Origin of the sequence: Natronobacterium texcoconense (assembly GCF_900104065.1) — an archaeon.
In the GTDB taxonomy this organism is placed as follows: domain Archaea; phylum Halobacteriota; class Halobacteria; order Halobacteriales; family Natrialbaceae; genus Natronobacterium; species Natronobacterium texcoconense.
Map to the genome: position 1 here is coordinate 758,952 of NZ_FNLC01000001.1, position 20,341 is coordinate 779,292.

The following is a 20,341-nucleotide window of genomic DNA, read 5'->3' on the forward strand; positions in this document are numbered from 1 at the left end:
TTCGACGATCGAACCACGGCCGTGTCCGGTCGTCATGAAACGAAAACACGTAAGGTATCTGCCCGTCGAATCGGCGAGTATGCTCCCGCGGTTCGTCGGTCGACTGGGCGTCGCCGACGCGGTGACGATCGCAAACGCCGCGCTGGGTTTCGTCGCCGTCGTCGTCGCGTTCGTCGACATCGATCTCGCCGCCCGCCTCATCCTCCTCGCAGCAGTCGCGGACGGATTAGACGGCATCCTCGCACGCCGGTACGGTGGTACCGAGGCCGGCCCCTACCTCGACTCGCTCGCCGACGTCGCCTCCTTCGGCGTCGCGCCGGCCGTCCTCGCGTTCGTCGTCGTCACCGACGGGCTCGGCGTCAGTCACGACGCCGTCACCGCCGAACTCCTACTGGTGACCGCCGTCTGCGCCCTGTTCGTCGCGACGGCGGTCGCCCGGCTGGGAATGTACACGACATACGACACCGCCGCGAACTACACCGAAGGGATCCAGACGACGCTGGCCGCGACGATCCTCGGAGCCGCCATCCTCGCAGGCGTCGCCGACGCCTGGCTCGTGCTCGCGATCACCGGTGCGTTCTGTTACCTGATGGTCTCGCGGATCACCTACCCCGACCTGCTCGCTCGCGACGCTGCCATCATGGGCGTCGTCCACGTCCTCGCGGTGCTCGTCCCGACCTTCGCCGACCGATCGTTCCCCTTTGCCCTCCTGTTGCTCGGACTCGCGTACATGACGTTGAGTCCCTGGTTCTACTGGCGCGAGGGCCCCGAACCGGCGACGGCCGACGTGCATGGAAACGCTTAGGGCGATCCTGACACGACCGTAGCGTATGGACTCTGTCACGCGTCGGCGTCGTCTTGCAGCGACGGTGGTACCATGAGCGAAGACGAGTCAACTCCCGACGAGAGCGAAGCCGAACAGTCGGCGGATCTCGACGCGATTCGGGACCGCCTGGACTCGTTCGAGAACGACCTCGAGGATCTCGAATCCGACCTCGAGGCGGCCGAAACCGAAGACGACTTAGACGTCGTCGAGGCCGACCTCGAGTCAACCCGCGAAGACCTCGAGGACGTCGAGATTCCGGATCCGCCGGAGACGGACGACGACGAGGAAGAGGACGACGAACCCACGCCCGAAGAGGAACTGCAGGACCGCTACGACGACGTCGAGAGCGATCTCGGCGATCTCGAGGACGACCTCGAGGACCAGCGCGGCCCCTACGCCGAGGACGTCGTCAGCGAGATCGACGGCGTCGCGAACACGATCACGAACACCCGCTGGACGGTCGAGGGCGACGAGGAACTGATCGAGGCCGTCAACTCGTTCCTCACGGACGTGAACGACCTGCTCGGCAGTGACCTCTCGACGCCCGGCGGTCTCGAGCCAGTAAGCGGTGCCGAACTCGGTGAGAAAGGCGAGGAGGAGGGCAACGTCCCCGAGAAGCTCGAGGACACACTCGAGGACGCTACGGAGGCCGTCGAGGACGCCGGTCTCGACCCCGACGACGACGCCGAGACGATCGCCGGCCTGCTCGAGGCGACCGACGACTTCGAGGGCGACGTCGACGACGCGACCGAGTGGACGGACCTCGAGGTCCGCGAACAGCTCCGCCGTGAAGGGTTCTACGACGTGCTCGATCACGTCAAGGACTTCCCACCGGAGTGGCACGCGCTGAAGGTCCACGAGAAGCGAGGGAACGTCGATCAGATCCTGCTGGCCTACGAGACGCTCGGCTCCGAATTCATGGAGGAACACTGTCTCGAGGCCCTGGAACGGATGGGTCCCGAGGAGGCGATCGACCCGATGCTCCAGAAAGCGAACCGGCGTGACCAGGCGGCGATGCGTATTCTCGGAAAGATCGGCGTCGCAAACGACGACGTCGTCGACACGCTCGTCGACTACGTCGACTCCAACCCGGACCTCCAGAAGCCGGCGTTTCGTGCGCTCGGCGAGATCGGTGCCGAAGACGCCGTCCAGCCGATTGCGGACCAGCTCGTCGCGGACAATCCGGACGTTCGAAGCTGGGCCGCCCGTGCACTCGGTCTGATCGGCGACACCCGCACGATCGACCCGCTCGCCGACGTCCTCGAAAACGACGACGAGGACCGCGTCCGTGCCAGCGCTGCGTGGGCGCTCAACCAGATCGGCACGACGGAAGCCCTCGAGATCGTCGCCGAGTACCACGACGACCGGGCCTACCTCGTCCAGGCCGAAGCCGAGAGCGTCGACCTCGAGCCGGCTGCCTAACTTTCGGCACGACCGACTGTTTTCAAACGCCGTTTCGTTCGTCCAGAGCGACCGGTATCCCGTGGCTCGCCACCTCGCCGGCGAACGCCTGCGAGTCGGCCTCGAGGTCGGGGAACGTGTTGTAGTGGATCGGCACGACGAGCTCTGGCTCGAGTTCGACGGCGAGTTCGGCGGCGTCGTGGCGGTCCATCGTGAAATTCTGTGCGATCGAGGGCACGAACACCGAGACGTCGACCGGAAGGTCGGAGTGGGCGTCGATCACGTCCGAGTCGCCCGTCCAGAAACAGGAAATGTCGTCGACGGTGAGGACGAACCCGCAGCCAAAGCCGTCGGGATGAATCGGATCGCCGTTGGAGGTGTTCGGTCCGTTGGGACGGTTGTACGCGGGGACGACGTGGACGTCGACGCCGGCGACGGTCAGTTCGTCGCCGTACTCGACCCGCCGGACGTCGTAGGGAAGTTCCTCGGGTTCGACGACGTCCCGTCCACCGTCGGTGATGCGTTCGGCCGACACCGCGTCGTAGACGACGACCGTCGCGTCCTCACTCGCGACGCGTTCGACGCCGTCGCTGTCGTAGTGATGGTCGTGCGTGATAACGACGAGGTCGCCGTCCCGTGCGTCGTAGGGCTCCCCACTCGGATGTTGGGCGTCGCCGTACTGCTCCGTCCAGGTGCCATCGAGCGTCCCGTACCGCCCAGGATCCGTGTAGACCACGGTACCGTCGGAGGCTTCGATGCGTGCAGTCGCGTAACCGAGCCACGAGACCGTCAACCCGTCGTGGGTGATCGTCATATACGGCTCAACCTGACCACGTTCTGACATCCTCCCACGGCTAAAGCCGTGGGGTTCCCCCACTGGGGGTTGAACCCACGGATACGGAGAGGTTCGCAGGTTCGTCGTCACGTGGGACGATGACCTGCGTTTCGGGCTGTGCCAGTACAGCCCCCGCCTCGGACAGCGGTTTCGAGAACTTGCCCAAGGCTCGTTTGCCGATGTTCAGCGCACCGTTCTTGTCGGCGTTGTCGTCCAGCCCACACTCGGAACACTCAAAGCGTCCCTGCGTCTCTCGGACGCCCTTGCAGGCACAGCGGTTGCACGTCTTCGACGTGTCGTATTCTTTGACCAACTGCACGTTGATGCCTGCGTCGTGGGCTTTGTACTCGATGTAGTTGAGCAGGCAGGCGAACGGCATCTTGTGGGTCTTGTCGTTGACGTACCGCCCTTTGTCGTTGTCCTTGCGAATCCCGCCGAGGTCGCCCACAACGATGACCGCGTTCCGTTCTTCGGCATCCCCCACGATTTGGCGAGCAATCTTGTGGAGGCGGTCGTCCACCTTCCGCGCTTCCGCGTCACCGATACGCTCGACCACCTGTTGTCCCTGTCGGGGTTTGGATTTCCCGATGGACTTCCGCAGTTGCTTGTAGTGTTCTCGGATACGGCGCACTTCCTCGCCGTAGAAGGTGGTTTTGCGGTCGGAGAGGAACGCACAGGTGGCAACCCACCGTGCGCCCATGTCGATAGCCAGTACGTCGTCGTACTCGTCTTGGACGGTCACAGACCGCTTGACGACGAGATGGACGTACCAGTCACCGTCATGACGCACCAATTCACTGTCCCGAATATCGCCTCCATGGATGAGTTGTTCGTCCTTGTGCGGAACGTGAGCGGGACACCAGATGGAGTTACCCCGTCCCCGTTCGGGGTCGTAGACAGGGACTTTGACCCACCACGACGAGAGAACCGTGTCTTCGTCGTGAGAAATGTTGAACACGTCGTTGCGGAGGACGACGGGTTGTTCGGTGTCGGGATTCGGGTCTTTCTGTCGCTGGACTTTCGACACTTGTTGTTTGGTCGCGGAGTAGAGGTCGGCGTCCCCGCCGTGAACCTCGGTCTGAAACGCCTCGTACTCACGGGCGAGTAGGTCAGCCTTCCTGTTGGTCAGCGAGTGGAGTTTGACCCGCACCGTGGTCGAGACGTTCCGTTGCATAGTCTATTCACCTGCTTGGGCGTCGATGTACTCCTCGATGACTTCGCTGGATACGTCGCCCGCACTTGAGACGAAGTACGAGCGCGTCCACAGCGACGGCAAGCCGAAGTCAAACTCGTCGCGGAGGTGGCGCGAGGAGTAGCCCTTGACCTGTTGCATTATTTTGTTCGGGGCGAGCGTCGGGTCGCCCGTGATGAACAAGTGTACGTGGTCGGGGCGAATCGCCAACTCCAGTATCTCTAACCCGAGTTCGTCGGCTTTCTCCTCGATGAGTTCTTCGAGACGGTCGCGTACCTCGCCCTCAAGCACCGCTTTCCGGTACTTCGGACACCAGATGAAGTGGTACTGGAGTTTGTGGACGTTGGTACGTTCCCTGTCGAACCCACGAGGCATCGTCGGTATATAGAAATCACTCACCTAAAGATGTTACGCAGACATCTAATCCCAATCGTGGCTATGAGCGTGGAGAGATTCCCAGTTATCGGCTTCATCCCACCCCTGAAGAGGTGGGCTTTCGCCTCACTACCGCTGTAAAAAACGAGCGGTCAGCCTCGGTCCAGCCCTCGAGTCGGACGAGAGTTTATATATCGGGCAGCGGCCAGAGCCGTCGATGAAGTGGCCTGCTGTCGCGCTGTTGGTCGTCCTCGCTCTGGGGACTGTCGTCAGCGGTGCGACCGCGGCTACCGGACCGACGCCGACGGTCGACCCACCGGGTGAACCAGCGACGTCACAGTCAGCGCCCTCGAGTGCACTCGAGTGTCCATACGAGGGTGTTCACGAGTCTACGGCTTCCACGAGAGCGGAACCGCCGCCGAACGACAATCGAACTGACGTGGCGATCGAAGCCGACGAACCGCGGATCGTCGAACTCTATCCGAACCCGACGACCTACCGGAACGTCGGCGAGTACGTCGTCCTCGAGACGCCCGCAGAAACCCGACTCGAGAACTGGACGATCACCGACGGACACACGACGGCGTCGTTCCCAAACGAGAGTGTCTCCGGACGCGTCGCAGTCAGTACGAACGCGAGCGCCACGCGGTCGCTGACCGACGATCCGGTGCTCGAACTCGAGGGAACTGTCCGTCTCGCCGTCGACGGTGATACGCTCGAACTCCGAGACGGCGACGATACCGTCGACCGCGTTGCCTACGACGAGGCACCGGTCGCACAGCGATGGTATCGAACTGATTCGAACGCGGCCTCGAGCACAACGCCGACGACGGACGTCGACGGCCGCTGGTGGCCCCGCGATGCGACCTGTCTCCCCGCCTCTGAGAGCGACACTGACGAGGCGACGGCGTTCGTCTTTCCGGACTCGCCCGAGGTTCCACGGGAGACGATCCGGAACGCCGACGACCGCCTCCTGCTTGCCGGCTACACGATCACCTCCGAATCAGTCGCCGAGGAACTGGTCGACGCAGCCGACCGCGGCGTCGACGTGGCCGTCCTCCTCGAGTCCGGACCCGTCGGGGGAACGCCACAGACGACCGAACCGGTCCTGAGGCAACTCGAGGACAGCGACGTGGACGTCCGCGCGATTGGCGGCGAAGGAGCACGCTACCGCTATCACCACCCCAAGTACGCCGTCGCCGACGACCACCTTCTCGTCACGACCGAAAACTGGAAGCCCTCGGGGACGGGCGGCGAGTCCAGCCGTGGCTGGGGAATTCGACTCGAGGACGAACGACTCGCTGCGGATCTCGCGGCCGTCTTCCAGGCCGACTTCGAGGGATGGGACACCCAGTCCGGGGCCGAGTTCCGGCAGGAGACGTCGTTCGTCGAAGACGAAGAGTCGCCGCCGCGGTCGTTTCCCAGCGAACATCCGCCCGAGGCCGTTGCCCTCGAGTCGGCCGAACTCCTCGTTGCCCCCGACAACGCCGAGCGGCGATTGATCGAACTTGTCCGGAACGCAGACGACGAACTACTGGTCAAGCAGGCCAGTATCGCCGACGACACACAACTGCTCGAGGAGACCGTCGATGCGGCCCGCCGTGGCGTCGACGTCCGTATCCTGCTCGACTCGACGTGGTACCACGAGGACGACAACGCTGCACTCGCGGACGACCTCGGACGAACGGCCCAAAGTGAAGACCTACCGCTCGAGGTGCGACTCCTCGAGGACTCCGACCGGTTCGAGAAGATCCATGCGAAAGGCGTCGTCGTCGACCGCGAGGTCGCCGTCGTCGGTAGTGCCAACTGGAACGACAACGCCTTCGAGAACAACCGCGAGGTACTGATCGCGGCCCACGGCGAGGAGGCCGCCGGGTTCTACGCGGCGGTCTTCGAGGACGACTGGGCGGAAGAAGGGTGGACGCTGCCGCTCGAGTTGTCGGCGACCGTCGTCGTCGCGCTCGCGGGGGCAGCGGTCGTTGGATACCGATACGTTCGGTTCGGCGAGGAACACTGATGCGGAATCAGTTCCGGTTAGTGCTCGTCCTCGTGGTCGTCGAACGGGCGGAGCAGTCCTGGCCGGGCGAACAGAACGGCACCGTACATGGCGAAGAGGTACCCGAGAACCAGATTTCGATTGGGGCGTGCTCCGATTCCGTCGACACTGATCCAGATGACGCCGAGTCCGACTGCCAGAATCGTACAGCCAACGACTCTGTTGTGTCGAGAGAGCCACGAGAAAAACGGCAGTGCGAAGAGGATGATGACCCCAACGTCGAGAACTCGCTCGAGATCGATCAGGCGACCAGTAAGCAGACTGGAGACGATCAGCCATCCGACGACCACGAGTGCGATCCCTCGAACCTGTCGGTCGGACAACCTATCGTGGCCCACAAATGTGAAATAGGCAAGATGTTCAATAGCTGTTTCGATGTGGTTCAGGTCTGCCAGCGATCGAGTCGGTCGATATCGATACAACTCGATCTGCTACTAATATCGTGACGACTGTGAAGGATTCGTTCGAAAACGTATACGTATCGTAGCTCAGTCCGCGCGTCCGCCGATTTCGGCCTCGAGTCGCTCACAGCAGTCGCGTTCGGGGTCGAAACAGTCCGGACACTCCTCGGGTCGGTCGATGATCGTATCCAGTCGTTCGGCGACCGTGTCGTCGATGACGCTCTCTAGAGCGCGGGCCTCCTCCCGAAACTCCTCGACCTCGAGGACGTTCGCGAGGAATCGCTCGATGATACAGTAGGTCTGCAAGGCGTCGTGGGCGCGCTCGAGCCCTTCGTCGGTCAGGCTCGCGCCCTTGTACTTCTCGTGTTCGACGAGGTCGCGATCCTCGAGTTTGCCGATCATTTCGTTGACGCTCGCTGGACTCACCTCGAGCAAGTCCGCGAGGGTGCCCGTCGAGGCTGGACCGTCTTCGATGCGTTGAGCGAGATAGATCGCCTTGAGATACTGATCTGCGGTGTTCATCGCGTCCCTCCGTCAGTGAGATACGTCGTCGCAGTACGCCGGTGAACCTGCTCCCGGGAAACTGTACGCACGGACCGAGCACTGACTTCAGGGATGTGGCTGTCAGTCGCGACCGCCGTCGTGTCCCCGATCATGCTATGTGCTCCATAATCTCGGTCACCTCTTCGACCCCTTCCTTCTCTTCCTCGCGAATCTCGTACAGCGTCTCGAGAAGCCGCTCGCGGTCGATCGCGAACTCGGCGTCGGAGGCCTCGACCGCCTCGATGAGGTCGTCGTAGAACTTGTAGGCGGTCTCTTCGTTCGCTAGCTGGTCGTAGAGGACGCCGTCGGTGTCCTCCGGCGGCCCGTACTGGGCGTCGACGAGGGCGTTTATCTCCTCGTAAGCGACCGTCTCGGCCTCGAGGTCGGCGATCAGTGCCTCGAGGCGCTCGCGGTGCTCGGCCGACTCTTCGCTGGCCTCGTCGAGCAGTTCACGTACCTCTTCGTCGACGTCCGTTCGCTCGTCGGGAGGGAGCGACTCGAGGTGGTGAGCGGCGCGTGATTCGACGACCTCCTCCAGCACGACCCCGATCTGGAGCAATCGGGCGAGCTGGTGGTCGCTCGAGACGCGCTGTCCCAGACTCATATCACCACAAGAGGCCCGGGATCACTTAGTCATCCCGGAGTGCCATCGCGACTCGGTCGAGAGCGGTCGCTCGAGGGGCGTGAACCGAAGAAAACGATAGCGACGAAGGTGTTAGTCGCGCTTGCGAAGACGCGCCTCGATCAGTTCTTCGAGGTCCTCGCGCAGTTCGTCGACAGCGATTTCCTCGAGGACGGGCACGAAGAAGCCTTCGACGAGCATGTTCCGTGCGGAACGGGGGTCGATGCCACGGGAGGTCATGTACAGCAGGTCCTCCTGGTCGATCTGGCCGACCGTCGCCGAGTGGCTGGCCTCGGTGTCGTGGTTGTTGATGATCAGCTTCGGCGAGGCGTCGGCCTCGCTCTCGTCGGAGAGCATGAGGGTGTTCTCGCGCTGGTAGGAGCTGGTGTCCCAGGCGTCGCGGCCGACGTCCTGGACGCCCTCGTAGACCGATCGGGCGACGTCGTCGGTGACGCCGCGGGTCACGAGGTCGGCCGTGGTGTGTTCGGCGCGGTGCCAGACCTTCGCGTCTAAGTCGAAGTGCTGGTCGTTGTGGCCGTAGAAGGCCCCGACAATCTGGGTCTCGGAGGAGTCACCGTTGAGCTCCGTCGAGACGCCGGACTTCGTCAGTTGCGTGCCGAGGTTGACCTCGATCCAGTCGATCGTCGCGTACGTGTCGGCGTCGCCGCGCTTGAGCGAGAAGTTGTAGGCCTCCTCCGAGAGGTTCTGGAGGCTACCGTACTGTACCGAACTGTTCTCGCCGGCGACGACTTCGACGATCCCGCTGTAGTACTGTTCGTCCTGTTCGGCACCGGTCGACTGCCGCTCGAGGATCGTGACCGAAGAGGACTCCTCGGTGACGACGAGCGTGTAGTTGAACAGCGAACGCGAGTTCTGCTCGGTCCGGATGGTGACGTCCTCGGCGTCGACGCCCTCGGGGACGTAGACGACGGTCCCGGTGCTAAACAGCGCCGTGGAAAGCGCCGTCAGGTAGTTTTCCTGGGGATCGACGACGGATCCGAACTGCTCTTTGATGAGGTCCTCGTGTTCCTGGACTGCTTCGCCCCATGGGAGGACGTCGACCTCGTCGGGGCCGACCTGATCCTTGTCTTCCGCGGCGTTCAGCGGGTCCACGAGCGACTCGTAGTCGAGGTCGTGGAGGTTCGTCCAGGACCGCCCAGGCGTCCGGATGACGTCGGGCATGTCCAGTTCCTCGAGTGCCTCGAGTGCCTCGAGGCGGGTCTCGAGGAGCCACTCCGGTTCGTCGAGACCCTCGCTGATTTCGCGGACCTGTTCTTCCGTCAGATTGGCGTGTACCTGCGTCGTGCTCATATTATCCGAGGCTTCCCTCCATCTCGAGTTCGATGAGGCGGTTGAGTTCGACCGCGTACTCGATCGGCAGTTCCTCCGTGATCGGCTCGATGAAGCCGGCGACGATCATCTTCTTGGCGTCGTCGTCGTCCAGTCCGCGGGACTGGAGGTAGAAGATGTCCTCGTCGCCGATCTTGCCGACGGTCGCCTCGTGTGCGACGTCGACCTTCGACTCCTCGATCTCCATGTACGGCATGGTGTCCGAGGTAGACTCGTTGTCGAACATCAGCGCGTCACACTCGACTGCAGTGGAGGAGTTCTCGGCGCCGTCGGCGATGTGGACGAGGCCGCGGTAGTTGGTGCGGCCGCCGTCTTTGGAGATCGACTTCGATTCGATGGTCGAACTCGTCTCGGGCGCGTTGTGGTAGACCTTCGCGCCAGTGTCGATGTCCTGGCCCTCGCCGGCGAAGGCGATGGTGATGTGGGTGTCGGTCGCGCCGCGACCCTTGAGGATCGAGCACGGGTAGAGCATGGTGGCCTTCGAGCCCATCGAGCCCGAGATCCACTCCATCGTGCCGTTCTCTTCGACGATGGCGCGTTTCGTGTTGAGGTTGTAGGTGTTCTTCGACCAGTTCTGGACCGTGGAGTACTGGACGTGAGCGTCTTCTTTGACGAAGACCTCGACGCCACCCGAGTGGAGGTTATGAGCACCGTACTTCGGTGCGGAACAGCCCTCGATGTAGTGGACCTCGGAGCCTTCCTCGGCGATGATGAGCGTGTGCTCGAACTGCCCCATCCCTTCCGAGTTCATCCGGAAGTACGCCTGGACGGGCATCTCGACGGTGACGTCTTCGGGAACGTAGACGAAGGATCCGCCGGACCAGACGGCCCCGTGCAGCGCCGCGAACTTGTTGTCGCTCGGCGGCACGCAGGTCGTCATGAAGTGCTCTTTGACGAGCTCTGGGTGCTCCTGGACCGCGCGGTCCATGTTCATGAAGATGACGCCCTTCTCCTCCCACTGCTCCTGCATGTTCTGGTAGACGACCTCCGACTCGTACTGGGCGCCGACGCCCGAGAGGGCGTTCTTCTCGGCTTCCGGGATACCCAGCTTGTCGAAGGTGTCCTTGATCTCGTCGGGCAGTTCCGTCCAGTCGTCGACGCCTTCACGCTTGTCGACGTCCGGGCGGATATAGGGAATGATCTCTTCGACGTCCAGCCCCGAGAGGTCGGGCATGCCGGGCCAGTTCGACGGCATCGGCATGTTCTGGTACTGCTCGAGTGCGCGCAGACGGCGCTCGAGCATCCAGTCGGGCTCGTCCTTGTCGTCGGAGATCATGCGGATGACCTCCTCGGTCAGCCCCTTGTCGGATTTCACCGCGGCGTTCTGTTCTTTCTTGAACTCGAACCGCGCTTCAGTGTCAGTTTCTTTGAGGTGATCTTGTTCGGAACTCATAATTTGATTGTGGTTGTGTTTACGGCTGTAGGGTTATTACCGTTGTTCTAGCCGAAACCGGTTACGCAGTGCCGTAGACTTCTTCGCGAACCCAGTCGTACCCTTTGTCCTCGAGTTCCTCGGCGAGCGAGGCGTCGCCGCTCTTTGCGATCTGGCCGTCGAGCATCACGTGGACGTGGTCTGGCTCGACGTAGTCGAGGATGCGCTGGTAGTGAGTGATCTGGAGAATGCCGGTGCCCTGCTCGTCTCGAAGCGCGTTGATGCCCTCGGAGACGTCCTGAAGGCGGTCGATGTCGAGCCCGGAGTCGATCTCGTCGAGGACGGCGACCGACGGCTCGAGGATCGCGGCCTGCAACACTTCGTTCTGTTTCTTCTCGCCGCCGGAGAAGCCGGCGTTGAGGTAGCGCTGGGCGAACTTCTCGTCCATGTCCAGCTGCTCCATCTTCTCCTGGAGGATCTCCTGGAACTCGGCGACGCCGATCTCGCCCTCGTCCGCGGGGCCTTCCATCGGCGACGTTTCGAAGCCTTCGTCTTCCTCCTCTTCTTCGCCTTCCTCTTCCTCGAAGAGCTCCTCGCGCTCCTCGAGTTTGGCGTTGAGTGCCGTACGGAGGAAGTTCGTCATCGTGACGCCCTCGATCTCGGCGGGGTACTGGAAGCCGAGGAAGACGCCGAGCGCGGCACGCTCGTTCGGCTCGAGGTCGAGCAGGTTCCAGGTGCGCTGGTCCTCGTCGATCTCGACGTCGTCGCCGAACTCGTCTTCCTCGAGGTGGATGAGGACTTCGCCCTCGGTGACCTCGTAGGCTGGGTGGCCGGCGATGACCTTCGCGGTCGTCGACTTCCCGGAGCCGTTTGGACCCATCAGGGCGTGGATTTCGCCCGATTCGACCTCGAGGTCGACGCCCTCGAGAATCTGCTCGTCGCCCTCAGCTACTTCCGCGTGCAGGTTGCTCAGTTCGAGACGTGCCATAGTACTCTGTCACTCGAACGGTGGGTCGTATGACTGATAACGGTTTCGTATCCAATTGGATACGGTATTCTATTCTCAAAATAATTTTCCAAAATGGGAACTCCGGTTCACTCTCGAACAGCTACAGAACTGGAAACCCGAACCGGTTCCCGGAAATACTTATAAACCCGTCGTTCGAGGGGACGGTTCGAACGGAGTAAATTCTACTGGAAGCGGAATGTAATTCCGGCAGTCAGATACTGTGGCCATCGGTTCGTCGTCTTCGTCGCTACCGAGTTCGAGAGGTACCAGCAGAACGAGAGAGATCGAGACGATCCCACAGGTTACATGAAGCTATCGAGGCCCGTCTGCTCTTGCCCACTCTTGACTTCCTCCCACGAGATGTCGAGCGCCTCGAGAATGCGTTCGATCGGTCCCTTCAGGGTCTTCTCGAGCATTTTGTCGTAGTCGATCTCGAACTCGTCGGGAATCTGGTCTTCGTACTCGAAGCAGATGACGTCTGGGTCGCGCTTGAATGCGCCGTAGAGGGGGTCACGCTGGGGGTCGAACCCTTCCTCGTTCTCCATCCGACGGAAGAAGGCGGGGTCGATCCGATCCAGATAGAGTCGCTTGGGTTTGCTCCCGCGCTGGAAGTTGGTCTCGAGCAGGAGGTTCGCGTACTTCGCACCCCGGACCTGGGCCGTGTCCGTGTCGTAGTTGTCCAGTCGCTTGCCGATGCCGCCCGGGATGGCGATGTTCTCGAGGCTCACCTCGCCGGCCAGGACGTCCTCGATGACGCCGTTGACGTACTCCTTGGCACCTTCGACGTCGCCTTCCTTGACGATCATCTCGATAACCCGATGCTGGACGTCCTTGGTGATCGGCGCGATGTCCGACCGCTGGTACTCGAAGCCGACGATGTCGATCGTGTCGACGTCCTTTCCTTCCTTCCAGGTGATGTGTCCGGCGTAGCGTTTCTTCTTGCCCGCCTGGAAGAACCGCCGGTAGAGCTTCTCGAACTCGATCTGGAAGCGGTGTTCCTCCGCGTTCAGATCCTCTCGAGCGAAGTCGTCGTACCGGTTGTTGATGTGCTCCTCGATCTTGAAGGAGGTCTCGATGGCTTCTTCCTTCGGGATGCCGTCGCCGAGCTCGAGCATCACGCTGTCGGTATCACCATACGTAACCTGATAATCCAGCTCTTTTGCAGCAGTCTCGGTAAATTCGATCACTTCGCGGCCAGTGGCAGTGATCGCAGATGCTGCCTCTTTATCGTACAGCCTGAACTGTTCCCATCCCGACACGCCATACAGAGAGTTCATAATAACCTTTACAGCTCCTTGCTGGCGGTCGTACTGCTCGTATTCGGGAGAACCGGGTTCGTGTTCGTCCCGGAGTTCCTTCTTCTCCTCGCGCTCGGCGAGCAGTTCTTCGATCATCTCCCGGTTGACCCCGTCCGGTTCCTTCCGGAAGTGGGTCCCCGTCGGCGCTTCGTAGGTCTCGCCGTCGTACGCCTCGGGATCGACCTTCGTCTCTGGGCTTGCGTTAGTCGTCACCATACACATCGGGTACAGCGACTTCAGGTCGAGCACGGTGACGTTCTCCTTGACGCCCGTGATCGGCTCGAAGACGGCACCGCCCTCGTACTCCTCACCGGCTTCCTGCTGGCCTTTCGAGGGCAGCGCGAACTCGCCGTAGGCCTGGTGGAGGACGTACATGTCGACCGCGTCACCTGGCGTGGGCGCATCCTCTAACTTGCAGCCGACGAACGACCGCACCTCGTCCCAGAAGGCGATGATCGCCTGCTGACGGTCGAGTTCGACACAGAGTTCGACGTCCCGGAGGTTGTACTCGAGTAACCGGGTGGGGTCGTCCTCCCAGAGATCACCGATGTCGCCGGCGTATCGCTCCTTGCCGACGCCGAGTTCTTCCTCGCCGACAGCGTCGAGTCGGTAGGAGTCCAGTTCCGAGAAGACCATCCGCTGATACCCGTACAGGAGGTCGAAGACGACCCGTCCCTTGACGTCCGGACCGCCCCAGTTGCTCCGCCAGACCTCGTCGACTCGAGAGAGTCGGTCGATCTCGAGGTTGTAATCGTGGCCGCCCTGGAGTTCCTCGAGCCGATCGAGGAAGTAGGGAGCGTCGAAGTCCTCGAAGTTCCAGCCCGTCAGCACGTCGGGGTCGGTCTCGTCGACGTAGTCGATAAAGGCCTCGAGCATCGCTTCTTCCTCCTCGAAGGCCCGGACCTCGTGGTCGATCTCGCCCTCGATCGGGTCGTACCCCTCGATTTCGGTCGGAATCTCGCCGTCGCCCTCGTCGGCCTCCCAGACCCACATAATGTACTCGTCAAGATAGGAATCGTGACTCGTGAGACAGAGGATCTTCTCTTCGCCGTCTTCTGGGAATCCGGAGCGGTCGTCGACCTCGATGTCGAACATACAGACGCGCGGTTCGGCGTCGACGTCGGTCGGTTCGACCTCCTCGTGGTGGATCACCAGCGAGTCGTCTTCGGCGCGGCGTTCCGGGATACGGATGCCGCTACGGACGTCCTTGTCGATCAGAAAGCGGTTCGGGAAGAGAATGTCCGCCTCGTAGTGTTCGAAGTCGTCACGGACCTGTCCGACGTCGCGTGGCGTCTGGCCAAAGATACGGGTCAGTTTCTCGCCACGGATACTCTCGTAGTGTTCGCCGTTTCGGTCCTTCTCGCGGCTCCCCGTCAGCCGGTCGTACTCCTCCTCTGGTGGCCGCTCGAGCGTCTCCGTCGGCGCGTAGAAGTACGGTTTGAAATCGACTACCTGGACGTGCTCGAGGGTGCCATCCGGCGTCCGCCCGAAGACGTGGATGATCGGCTGTTCCTCGGCTCCGTAGCCGGCGACCGTGTAGTCGACCTGCATGACGGCGAGTTCGAGTTCGCCGTCGGGTTCCGGAAGCGTCTCCTCGACGACGTCGATCACCTCGACGCCACCGTCGGCACTCGCGCCGGCGACTGCAACTGCCTCTTCGTCGGGTCTCTCCTCGTCCGCGGACTCCGGCGACGACGAAAACGCCGTGAGTCCGGCCTGGCCCGGCTCGGTCATGGTAACGGAGTTTGGAGCCACCGAATAAAAACCCCTGCAATCCACCGACGCGGTTACAAGACAGCGGGTACCATACAGTACTGCGGAAGCAACAAGACATATAGTGTGGTAACACATAACAAGTGATGAGGTGATCGACATGTCTCCCCCCCTAAACGACGACGAAACGACGGATCGACGCGAGCCGAGCAGTGAACCCGAGGGAACTGCGACGATCGAGTCCTACGAGACCGAGGAAGGCGTCGTCTTCTATGACGCCGAAAACCCCCTCGCGTGGGTGGAAACGTCGCGGACGCTGACCCTCGAGGAACTGGCCTGATCCTGACGTCGAACGCGAATCCTTTTCTTTCCGGTGGCCCTCGTCTCCCGTGTGGTATTCGAGGGGAGCGACCACGAGCCAGACGAACCCGAAGAGTACGATCCGGAGGCCGAGTTCCGGGATCCCGACAGCGACTCGCTGACGATTCCCGACGTCACACCCGAGTCGGAGTCGGAGTCGGAGTGGGATCCAGCACAGTTGCCGACGGTGAGTCCTCCAGAGGTCGCTACTCCCGAGACCGACGTCCCACCCGAACTCGCGAAGACCTTCTGGGCGCTCGTACTCGTGGTCAACGCTGCAGTTTTCGCCCTCGCTCTCGGCATCCTATTTCTGCTATTCGAGGGGAACACGACCTACGCCGCCTGGCTGATCGGCGGCGGAATCGTCCTCGTTGCCTTCGCTATCCGCCGATACCTGACATTCGATTCCGACTCGCTGGAGTCCGAACCGACGGACGGAAACGACGAAGCGAACGCCGAGTCCGAAGCCGAAGTCGACGCCGACGGGCACGATTCCACTACGGAATCCACGCCAGCCGAGAATCCAGACGACACCGACCCATGAACCCAGTTCGAGACGACCGAGGCAACCAGTACCTGCTCGTGAAACGCTCCGAAAGCGCGAGTCTCGTCCGCAACCCCGAAACTGGCGACGAGTGTTACATCCAGAACGACCGCCTCGAGTTCATAGAGGCGTCCGGTCTCGAGACGGCGGCCGAAACGATCGACGACCCGGTTCGAACCCTCCTGACGAACGTCCACGACGAGAAGACGCTCGGTCTGCTGGTCGAACTCGAGAACCGCGGGACGCTCGGCGTTCGAACGCTGCTCGACGAGTACGACCTCTGCGAGAGCGACCTCCACGGACGACTGACCGTCCTCACGGCTGCCGGCTTGCTTGAGGAAACCGAGGTCGCCGGCGAACGTGGCTATCGTGTCACCGAGACGTGTGAGCGAGCGCTCGAGGCGATTCGAAATACCGTCGACGACGAAGCCGACTAGTCAATCCGACGCGAGCAACTCCGCCTCGGGCGGTTCGCCGCGCTCGAGTCGCGAGCGGTTCGAGGTCGCGTCCTTTTCGACCCGCACGAGCGAGTCGGCCGCGCCGACGAGTTCCTCGTCGTGGCTGACGACGACGATCTGTTCGACGCCCAGGTCGCGCATCGACTCGACCAGCGAGACGAGTTGCGTGACGTGGCCGGAATCGAGGAAGACGGTCGGTTCGTCCAGAATCAGCGGCGGCATCGGTGCCGTTCCCTCGACCCCCTCCGCGAGCAGGCGGTAGATCGCACACCGCAGGCTGAGGTTGAACAGCGCCCGCTCGCCGCCGGAGAGCTGTTCGGGCTCTAAGGTCTCGCCGTCTTTCTGGTAGACCGTCAGCCGATAGTCGCCGTCGAGTTCGATCGCGGCGTAAGAGTCGTTCTGATAGACCAGTTCGAACGTCTCGTTGAGCAGCCGTTCTAAGGTCTCGACGTTGCGCTGTCGAAGCTCCGAGCGCAACTCGCCGTAAGTCGTCTGGAGCGTCTCGGCCTCGTCGTACAGCGACTCGAGTCGCTCACAGCGTTCCTCGAGCGCCTCGAGCCGGTCGCGAAGCCGCTCGAGTTCCTCGAGTTTCTCCTCGACGCCGCCGATTTTCCCCTGGATCTCGTCGCGGTCGGCCTCGAGTTCCTCGAGTTTCGCGTCGACTTTCTCGATGTACTCTTTGGCGTTTTTCTCGTCCTCACGGGCCGTCTCGACGCGTTCCTCGTCGAACTCCTCCTCGAGATCGCGTTTGCGGTCGCGTTTGTCCGAGAGCTGGTCGCGACGTTCGTCGTTGAGTTCCTGCCAGTCAGCGCGGCGTTCGCGCCGGTTCTCGATCTCGCCTGCGAGTTCCTCGCGCTCGTCGCCGATCTCGCTCACGCGCCGAAGCGTCTCGAGCGAGTCCTTGATATCGCTGCGTTCGGCGTTGATCTCGCCGAGGGCGGCTCGCTTCTCGTCGATCTCGTCCTCGAGAGCATCGGCTTCGTCGCGTTTCTCGGCGGCCTCGTTCTCGTACTCCTCGGCGTCCTCGCGTAGTTCGTCGCGCTGACTCCGGCGGTCGGCGATCGTCTCGCGTTTCTCTTCGAGCAACTGTTCGACGTTGTCGCGGTTGTCCTCGAGCCGTTCGACGCGGCGTTCGGCCTCGCGAAGGGTCTCCGCGTCCTCGATTCGGTCCTCGAGGTCGTCGCGTTCGTCTTCCAGGCTCTCGAGTTCCGACTCGAGTTCCGCGAGCTCCTCGCGTTTGTCGTCGAGTTCGACGTGGGGCGAGTCCTCGACGGGCTGGCCACACTCGGGACACTTCCCCTCCTCGAGCAGGCGTTCGCCCTCCTCGATGGCGTTCTCGACGGCTCTGACGTCGGCGGTGAGATCCCCGATTTCGTCGGTTAGCTCGTCGCGGTCGGCCTCGAGTGCCTCGAGGTGGGAGGCCGCCTCGCCGAACTCGATCGGTGCGTCCTCGAACCGTTCGCGGGCAGTCGCAATCTCGTCCTCGAGTTCCTCGAGTTTCGTCTCGCGGTCCTCGATCGCTTCCTCGTCTTCCTCGAGTTTCTCGGTCAGGTTGTCGGCCCGTTCGCGTGCTTCTTCGGCCTGCTGTTCGAGGTCGTCGGCTTCCTCGACGAGTCGGTCGCGCTCGCCGCTTTTCGTCTCGATCGCGATCTTGACGTCCTCGAGGTCGTCTCGAAGCTCTTCGTCTCGGCTCTCGAGGTCGTCGATCGCGGTCTCGATCGCTTCGCTTCGGTCGTCACCGTCGAGGTCGCCGTCGACCTCGGCGAGCAGTTCCGTCCGTTCCTCGGCGAGTTCCTCGCGTTCGGCCTCGAGTTCACGAATCGCTTCCTTCGCGTCCTCGCGTTTACGTTCGGTCTCCTCGATCTTCGAGCGAATCTCCTCGATCTCTTTCTCGAGGTCGCCGATCTCCTCTCGGGTCTCTTCGTGGCGCTCGAGGACTTCTCGCGCGGTCTCGAGCGTCTTCCGCGCCTCTTCGCGCTGGGAGTCGTAGTGATCGATCTGCTCGGTGATCTCGGCGCGCCTGGACTCGAGGTCGTTGAGCCGCTCGTGAAGATTCGCCGCTTCTTTCTCTTCGACCTGCTTGCGGACGTCCTCGAGGACTTCCTGCTGGCCGTCGAGGACGGACTTGACCCCCAGTCGGGCGTCGCTGGCCCGTTCGCGGTACTCCTCGAGCGCGCCGAGTTGCAGGAGGTCGTCGATCATGTCCTGCCGGTCGCTCGGCGAGGCGTGAATCAGCTTGTTGACCTCGCCCTGACGGACGTACGCGCAGTTGACGAACGCCTCGGCGTCCATCCGCAGCAGTTCCGTCACCTCCCGGCGAACGTCGCGAGCGCCCTCGATGGTCTCGGTCGGCGTCTCGAGGACGCACTTCGTCGTCGTTGCCCGGTCACCTCGGAGTTTGAGTCGGCGTTCGACGTGGTACTCGCGGTTGTCGTGGGTGAACCACAGTTCCACTTCGGCTTCCTCCTCGCCGGTGGTGATCACGTCGTCTAGCGTGCGCTCGTCGAGGGCTTTCGATCCGTACAGCGCGAAGAAGACGGCCTCGAGTAACGTCGACTTCCCGCTGCCGTTGACGCCGTGGACGACGGTGACGCCGCGCTCGAGCGTGAGGTCGGCGTCGCCGTAGCACTTGAAGTTCAGCAGGCGAACGCGGTCGACTCTCATTCGAAATCACCCAGCGAGGCTGGTTCGGCGGGTTCGTCTTTCGGCTCCTCGCTTTCTTCTTCGACCTCCACTTCTTCGTTCTCTTCCTTCTCCGACTCCGACTCCGACAACTGATCTGCCACCGTCGTCACGTCCTCGTCGCCCGGTTCTCGGTCGGGTGCGGGCTCGAACGCGGTGTCGTCGTCCTCGAGCAACTCGCGAACGCGTCGTTCGACCGACTCGCGAACGTTGGCGTCGGCGAGTTTGCCGTCGCGGACGGTCTCGTCGATCTCGAGGGCGGCGTCGCTGAGGCCGAGGTCGCGGACGCGTTCCCGGACGGCCTCGTCGGGGTCGGCGAAACTCACCGACACCTCCTCGTCCTCGTCGGGGAGGTCGCGCCGGTCGTTGACGCGGGCGATCATCGCGCCGCGATCGATCGCGAGTTCCTCGATTGCGGCGGGCGTGATCGGCTTGCCCTCGCCCTCGATGGTGACGATGACGACCGCCTCTTCGAGGTCGTGTTGCCGAACGCGTTCTTGGACGCGGTCGATTCCCTCGCCGGCCTCGAGAGAGACGTCGACGAAGACGAACTCTCGGATGTCGGTCAGCGCACGGCGGCTGATCGTCACTTCCTCGTCGAACTCGACGAGGTTGTAGCCCCGATCCTCGCGTTCGCTCGCGCTCGCTCGTTCGGTCGAGCCACAGTAGGTGACCCACGTGTCACTCATCTCCGCTGTATCGGGGTGATGGTTGTCGCCCAGCAGGACGGCGTCGAACTCGACCGTCGACTCCTCGAGAAGTCGTTCAGTGTCCCAGTCAGCGTGGGCGAAGGGTTCGAACAGGCCGTGGCTCACGAGCGTTGCGTGATCGGCTTCCTCGGGCAGCGGGGCGAACTCGTACTCGAGGTCCTCGCGTCGCGATCGGGGGACGAAATCCAGCCCGTAGAAGGCGACGTCGTCGACGATTTCGGGTTCCGCACCTAGCCGAGTCGCGAGTCCCAGATCGGCGAACAGGTCCAGCCACTGGGCGTCGCGTTTCCCCTCGTGGTTGCCGACGACGGCGAGGAAGGGAATGTCGGCCTCCCGGAGGTCCCGGAGGATGTCGACCGTTCCCTGCAGGTCGACCAGCGTCGGCCGGCGGTCGTGAAAGAGGTCGCCGGCGTGGACCACGGCGTCGACGTCGTCCTCGATTGCGTCCTCGACTACGTCGCGAAAGGCCGAGAGAAAGTCCCGTCGTCGCTCGGGCGCGTTGTACTGTTGATACCCGATGTGGGTGTCGCCCGTGTGTATCACCCGCGTCATCTACCGATCGTTCGGGGGCAGTCCCTAAAGGAGTTCCGCGAC

18 protein-coding genes are annotated in these 20,341 nt (G+C 62.6%); 6 read left to right on the top strand and 12 right to left on the bottom strand.

Features of this window, described 5'->3' with window-relative positions; translation table 11 throughout:
* The first annotated feature begins 79 nt into the window (after positions 1-79).
* Both BLR35_RS03865 and BLR35_RS03870 read left to right on the top strand, forming a co-directional pair.
* The gene (locus BLR35_RS03865) at positions 80-805 is read left to right on the top strand and encodes a protein sorting system archaetidylserine synthase (RefSeq protein WP_090379645.1); all 726 of its coding nucleotides are present in this window, start codon (positions 80-82) and stop codon (positions 803-805) included.
* Positions 806-877: 72 nt separating this feature from the next.
* The gene (locus BLR35_RS03870) at positions 878-2,248 is read left to right on the top strand and encodes a HEAT repeat domain-containing protein (protein ID WP_090377638.1); all 1,371 of its coding nucleotides are present in this window, start codon (positions 878-880) and stop codon (positions 2,246-2,248) included.
* 22 nt (positions 2,249-2,270) lie between these two features.
* Here the strand turns inward: BLR35_RS03870 and BLR35_RS03875 are convergent, their stop codons facing one another.
* From BLR35_RS03875 to tnpA, 3 genes are read right to left on the bottom strand one after another with little or no spacing between them, the layout of a single operon-like run.
* On the bottom strand, positions 2,271-3,041 hold the full coding sequence (locus BLR35_RS03875) for an MBL fold metallo-hydrolase (protein WP_090377640.1): 771 nt from the start codon (positions 3,039-3,041) through the stop codon (positions 2,271-2,273).
* Positions 3,042-3,081: 40 nt separating this feature from the next.
* Entirely contained in the window at positions 3,082-4,236 is a 1,155-nt protein-coding gene (locus BLR35_RS03880; RefSeq protein WP_090377643.1) for an RNA-guided endonuclease InsQ/TnpB family protein, read from the bottom strand.
* A gap of 3 nt (positions 4,237-4,239) precedes the next feature.
* Entirely contained in the window at positions 4,240-4,629 is a 390-nt protein-coding gene (gene tnpA, locus BLR35_RS03885) for an IS200/IS605 family transposase (RefSeq protein ID WP_090377646.1), read from the bottom strand.
* Positions 4,630-4,846: 217 nt separating this feature from the next.
* Between tnpA and BLR35_RS03890 the strand changes: the two genes are divergently transcribed.
* Positions 4,847-6,646 (top strand): phospholipase D-like domain-containing protein, encoded by a 1,800-nt coding sequence (locus BLR35_RS03890; protein WP_090377648.1) that lies wholly within the window; start codon positions 4,847-4,849, stop codon positions 6,644-6,646.
* A gap of 17 nt (positions 6,647-6,663) precedes the next feature.
* On the opposite strand, the gene BLR35_RS03895 is transcribed toward BLR35_RS03890, so the two are convergent.
* The 7 genes from BLR35_RS03895 to BLR35_RS03925 all read right to left on the bottom strand — a co-directional run bounded on the left by BLR35_RS03895 (position 6,664) and on the right by BLR35_RS03925 (position 15,014).
* Entirely contained in the window at positions 6,664-7,023 is a 360-nt protein-coding gene (locus BLR35_RS03895) for a hypothetical protein (RefSeq protein ID WP_090377650.1), read from the bottom strand.
* Between the two features lie 150 nt (positions 7,024-7,173).
* Positions 7,174-7,608 carry a metal-dependent transcriptional regulator gene (locus BLR35_RS03900; protein ID WP_090377653.1) on the bottom strand — a complete coding sequence of 145 codons (435 nt, stop codon included), beginning with the start codon at positions 7,606-7,608 and terminating at the stop codon, positions 7,174-7,176.
* 130 nt (positions 7,609-7,738) lie between these two features.
* Positions 7,739-8,233 (bottom strand): M41 family metallopeptidase, encoded by a 495-nt coding sequence (locus tag BLR35_RS03905; RefSeq protein WP_090377656.1) that lies wholly within the window; start codon positions 8,231-8,233, stop codon positions 7,739-7,741.
* A 111-nt stretch (positions 8,234-8,344) separates the two neighbouring features.
* The gene (gene sufD / locus BLR35_RS03910) at positions 8,345-9,562 is read right to left on the bottom strand and encodes a Fe-S cluster assembly protein SufD (RefSeq protein ID WP_090377659.1); all 1,218 of its coding nucleotides are present in this window, start codon (positions 9,560-9,562) and stop codon (positions 8,345-8,347) included.
* Position 9,563: 1 nt separating this feature from the next.
* Positions 9,564-10,994 carry a Fe-S cluster assembly protein SufB gene (sufB, locus tag BLR35_RS03915; RefSeq protein ID WP_090377663.1) on the bottom strand — a complete coding sequence of 477 codons (1,431 nt, stop codon included), beginning with the start codon at positions 10,992-10,994 and terminating at the stop codon, positions 9,564-9,566.
* A gap of 61 nt (positions 10,995-11,055) precedes the next feature.
* Positions 11,056-11,961: an ABC transporter ATP-binding protein gene (locus BLR35_RS03920; RefSeq protein ID WP_090377666.1), complete on the bottom strand. Its 906-nt coding sequence runs from the start codon at positions 11,959-11,961 to the stop codon at positions 11,056-11,058.
* 323 nt (positions 11,962-12,284) lie between these two features.
* A complete protein-coding gene (locus tag BLR35_RS03925; protein WP_090377669.1) occupies positions 12,285-15,014 on the bottom strand; it encodes a DNA-directed DNA polymerase in 2,730 nt (909 codons plus the stop codon).
* Positions 15,015-15,153: 139 nt separating this feature from the next.
* Between BLR35_RS03925 and BLR35_RS03930 the strand changes: the two genes are divergently transcribed.
* From BLR35_RS03930 to BLR35_RS03940, 3 genes are read left to right on the top strand one after another with little or no spacing between them, the layout of a single operon-like run.
* Positions 15,154-15,333 carry a DUF7331 family protein gene (locus tag BLR35_RS03930; RefSeq protein ID WP_394328353.1) on the top strand — a complete coding sequence of 60 codons (180 nt, stop codon included), beginning with the start codon at positions 15,154-15,156 and terminating at the stop codon, positions 15,331-15,333.
* Positions 15,334-15,384: 51 nt separating this feature from the next.
* Positions 15,385-15,897: a DUF7322 domain-containing protein gene (locus BLR35_RS03935; RefSeq protein WP_090379647.1), complete on the top strand. Its 513-nt coding sequence runs from the start codon at positions 15,385-15,387 to the stop codon at positions 15,895-15,897.
* Positions 15,894-16,334 (top strand): DUF7346 family protein, encoded by a 441-nt coding sequence (locus tag BLR35_RS03940; RefSeq protein ID WP_090377674.1) that lies wholly within the window; start codon positions 15,894-15,896, stop codon positions 16,332-16,334. The genes BLR35_RS03935 and BLR35_RS03940 overlap by 4 nt, the downstream gene beginning before the upstream one ends.
* Here BLR35_RS03940 and rad50 read toward each other — a convergent pair whose 3' ends face one another.
* Positions 16,335-19,019, bottom strand: coding sequence for a DNA double-strand break repair ATPase Rad50 (rad50, locus tag BLR35_RS03945; protein ID WP_090377677.1), 2,685 nt, complete (start codon positions 19,017-19,019; stop codon positions 16,335-16,337). It lies immediately after the preceding gene.
* The gene (mre11, locus tag BLR35_RS03950) at positions 19,016-20,299 is read right to left on the bottom strand and encodes a DNA double-strand break repair protein Mre11 (protein WP_090377680.1); all 1,284 of its coding nucleotides are present in this window, start codon (positions 20,297-20,299) and stop codon (positions 19,016-19,018) included. The genes rad50 and mre11 overlap by 4 nt, the downstream gene beginning before the upstream one ends.
* Positions 20,300-20,341: the final 42 nt, after the last annotated feature.

Bases quoted from the DNA above. Each gene is read 5' to 3' on its own strand.
- BLR35_RS03865 (WP_090379645.1), top strand. From the start codon at position 80: ATGCTCCCGCGGTTCGTCGGTCGACTGGGCGTCGCCGACGCGGTGACG.
- BLR35_RS03870 (WP_090377638.1), top strand. From the start codon at position 878: ATGAGCGAAGACGAGTCAACTCCCGACGAGAGCGAAGCCGAACAGTCG.
- BLR35_RS03875 (WP_090377640.1), bottom strand. From the start codon at position 3,041: ATGACGATCACCCACGACGGGTTGACGGTCTCGTGGCTCGGTTACGCG.
- BLR35_RS03880 (WP_090377643.1), bottom strand. From the start codon at position 4,236: ATGCAACGGAACGTCTCGACCACGGTGCGGGTCAAACTCCACTCGCTG.
- tnpA (WP_090377646.1), bottom strand. From the start codon at position 4,629: ATGCCTCGTGGGTTCGACAGGGAACGTACCAACGTCCACAAACTCCAG.
- BLR35_RS03890 (WP_090377648.1), top strand. From the start codon at position 4,847: ATGAAGTGGCCTGCTGTCGCGCTGTTGGTCGTCCTCGCTCTGGGGACT.
- BLR35_RS03900 (WP_090377653.1), bottom strand. From the start codon at position 7,608: ATGAACACCGCAGATCAGTATCTCAAGGCGATCTATCTCGCTCAACGC.
- BLR35_RS03905 (WP_090377656.1), bottom strand. From the start codon at position 8,233: ATGAGTCTGGGACAGCGCGTCTCGAGCGACCACCAGCTCGCCCGATTG.
- sufD (WP_090377659.1), bottom strand. From the start codon at position 9,562: ATGAGCACGACGCAGGTACACGCCAATCTGACGGAAGAACAGGTCCGC.
- sufB (WP_090377663.1), bottom strand. From the start codon at position 10,994: ATGAGTTCCGAACAAGATCACCTCAAAGAAACTGACACTGAAGCGCGG.
- BLR35_RS03920 (WP_090377666.1), bottom strand. From the start codon at position 11,961: ATGGCACGTCTCGAACTGAGCAACCTGCACGCGGAAGTAGCTGAGGGC.
- BLR35_RS03925 (WP_090377669.1), bottom strand. From the start codon at position 15,014: ATGACCGAGCCGGGCCAGGCCGGACTCACGGCGTTTTCGTCGTCGCCG.
- BLR35_RS03930 (WP_394328353.1), top strand. From the start codon at position 15,154: ATGTCTCCCCCCCTAAACGACGACGAAACGACGGATCGACGCGAGCCG.
- BLR35_RS03940 (WP_090377674.1), top strand. From the start codon at position 15,894: ATGAACCCAGTTCGAGACGACCGAGGCAACCAGTACCTGCTCGTGAAA.
- rad50 (WP_090377677.1), bottom strand. From the start codon at position 19,019: ATGAGAGTCGACCGCGTTCGCCTGCTGAACTTCAAGTGCTACGGCGAC.
- mre11 (WP_090377680.1), bottom strand. From the start codon at position 20,299: ATGACGCGGGTGATACACACGGGCGACACCCACATCGGGTATCAACAG.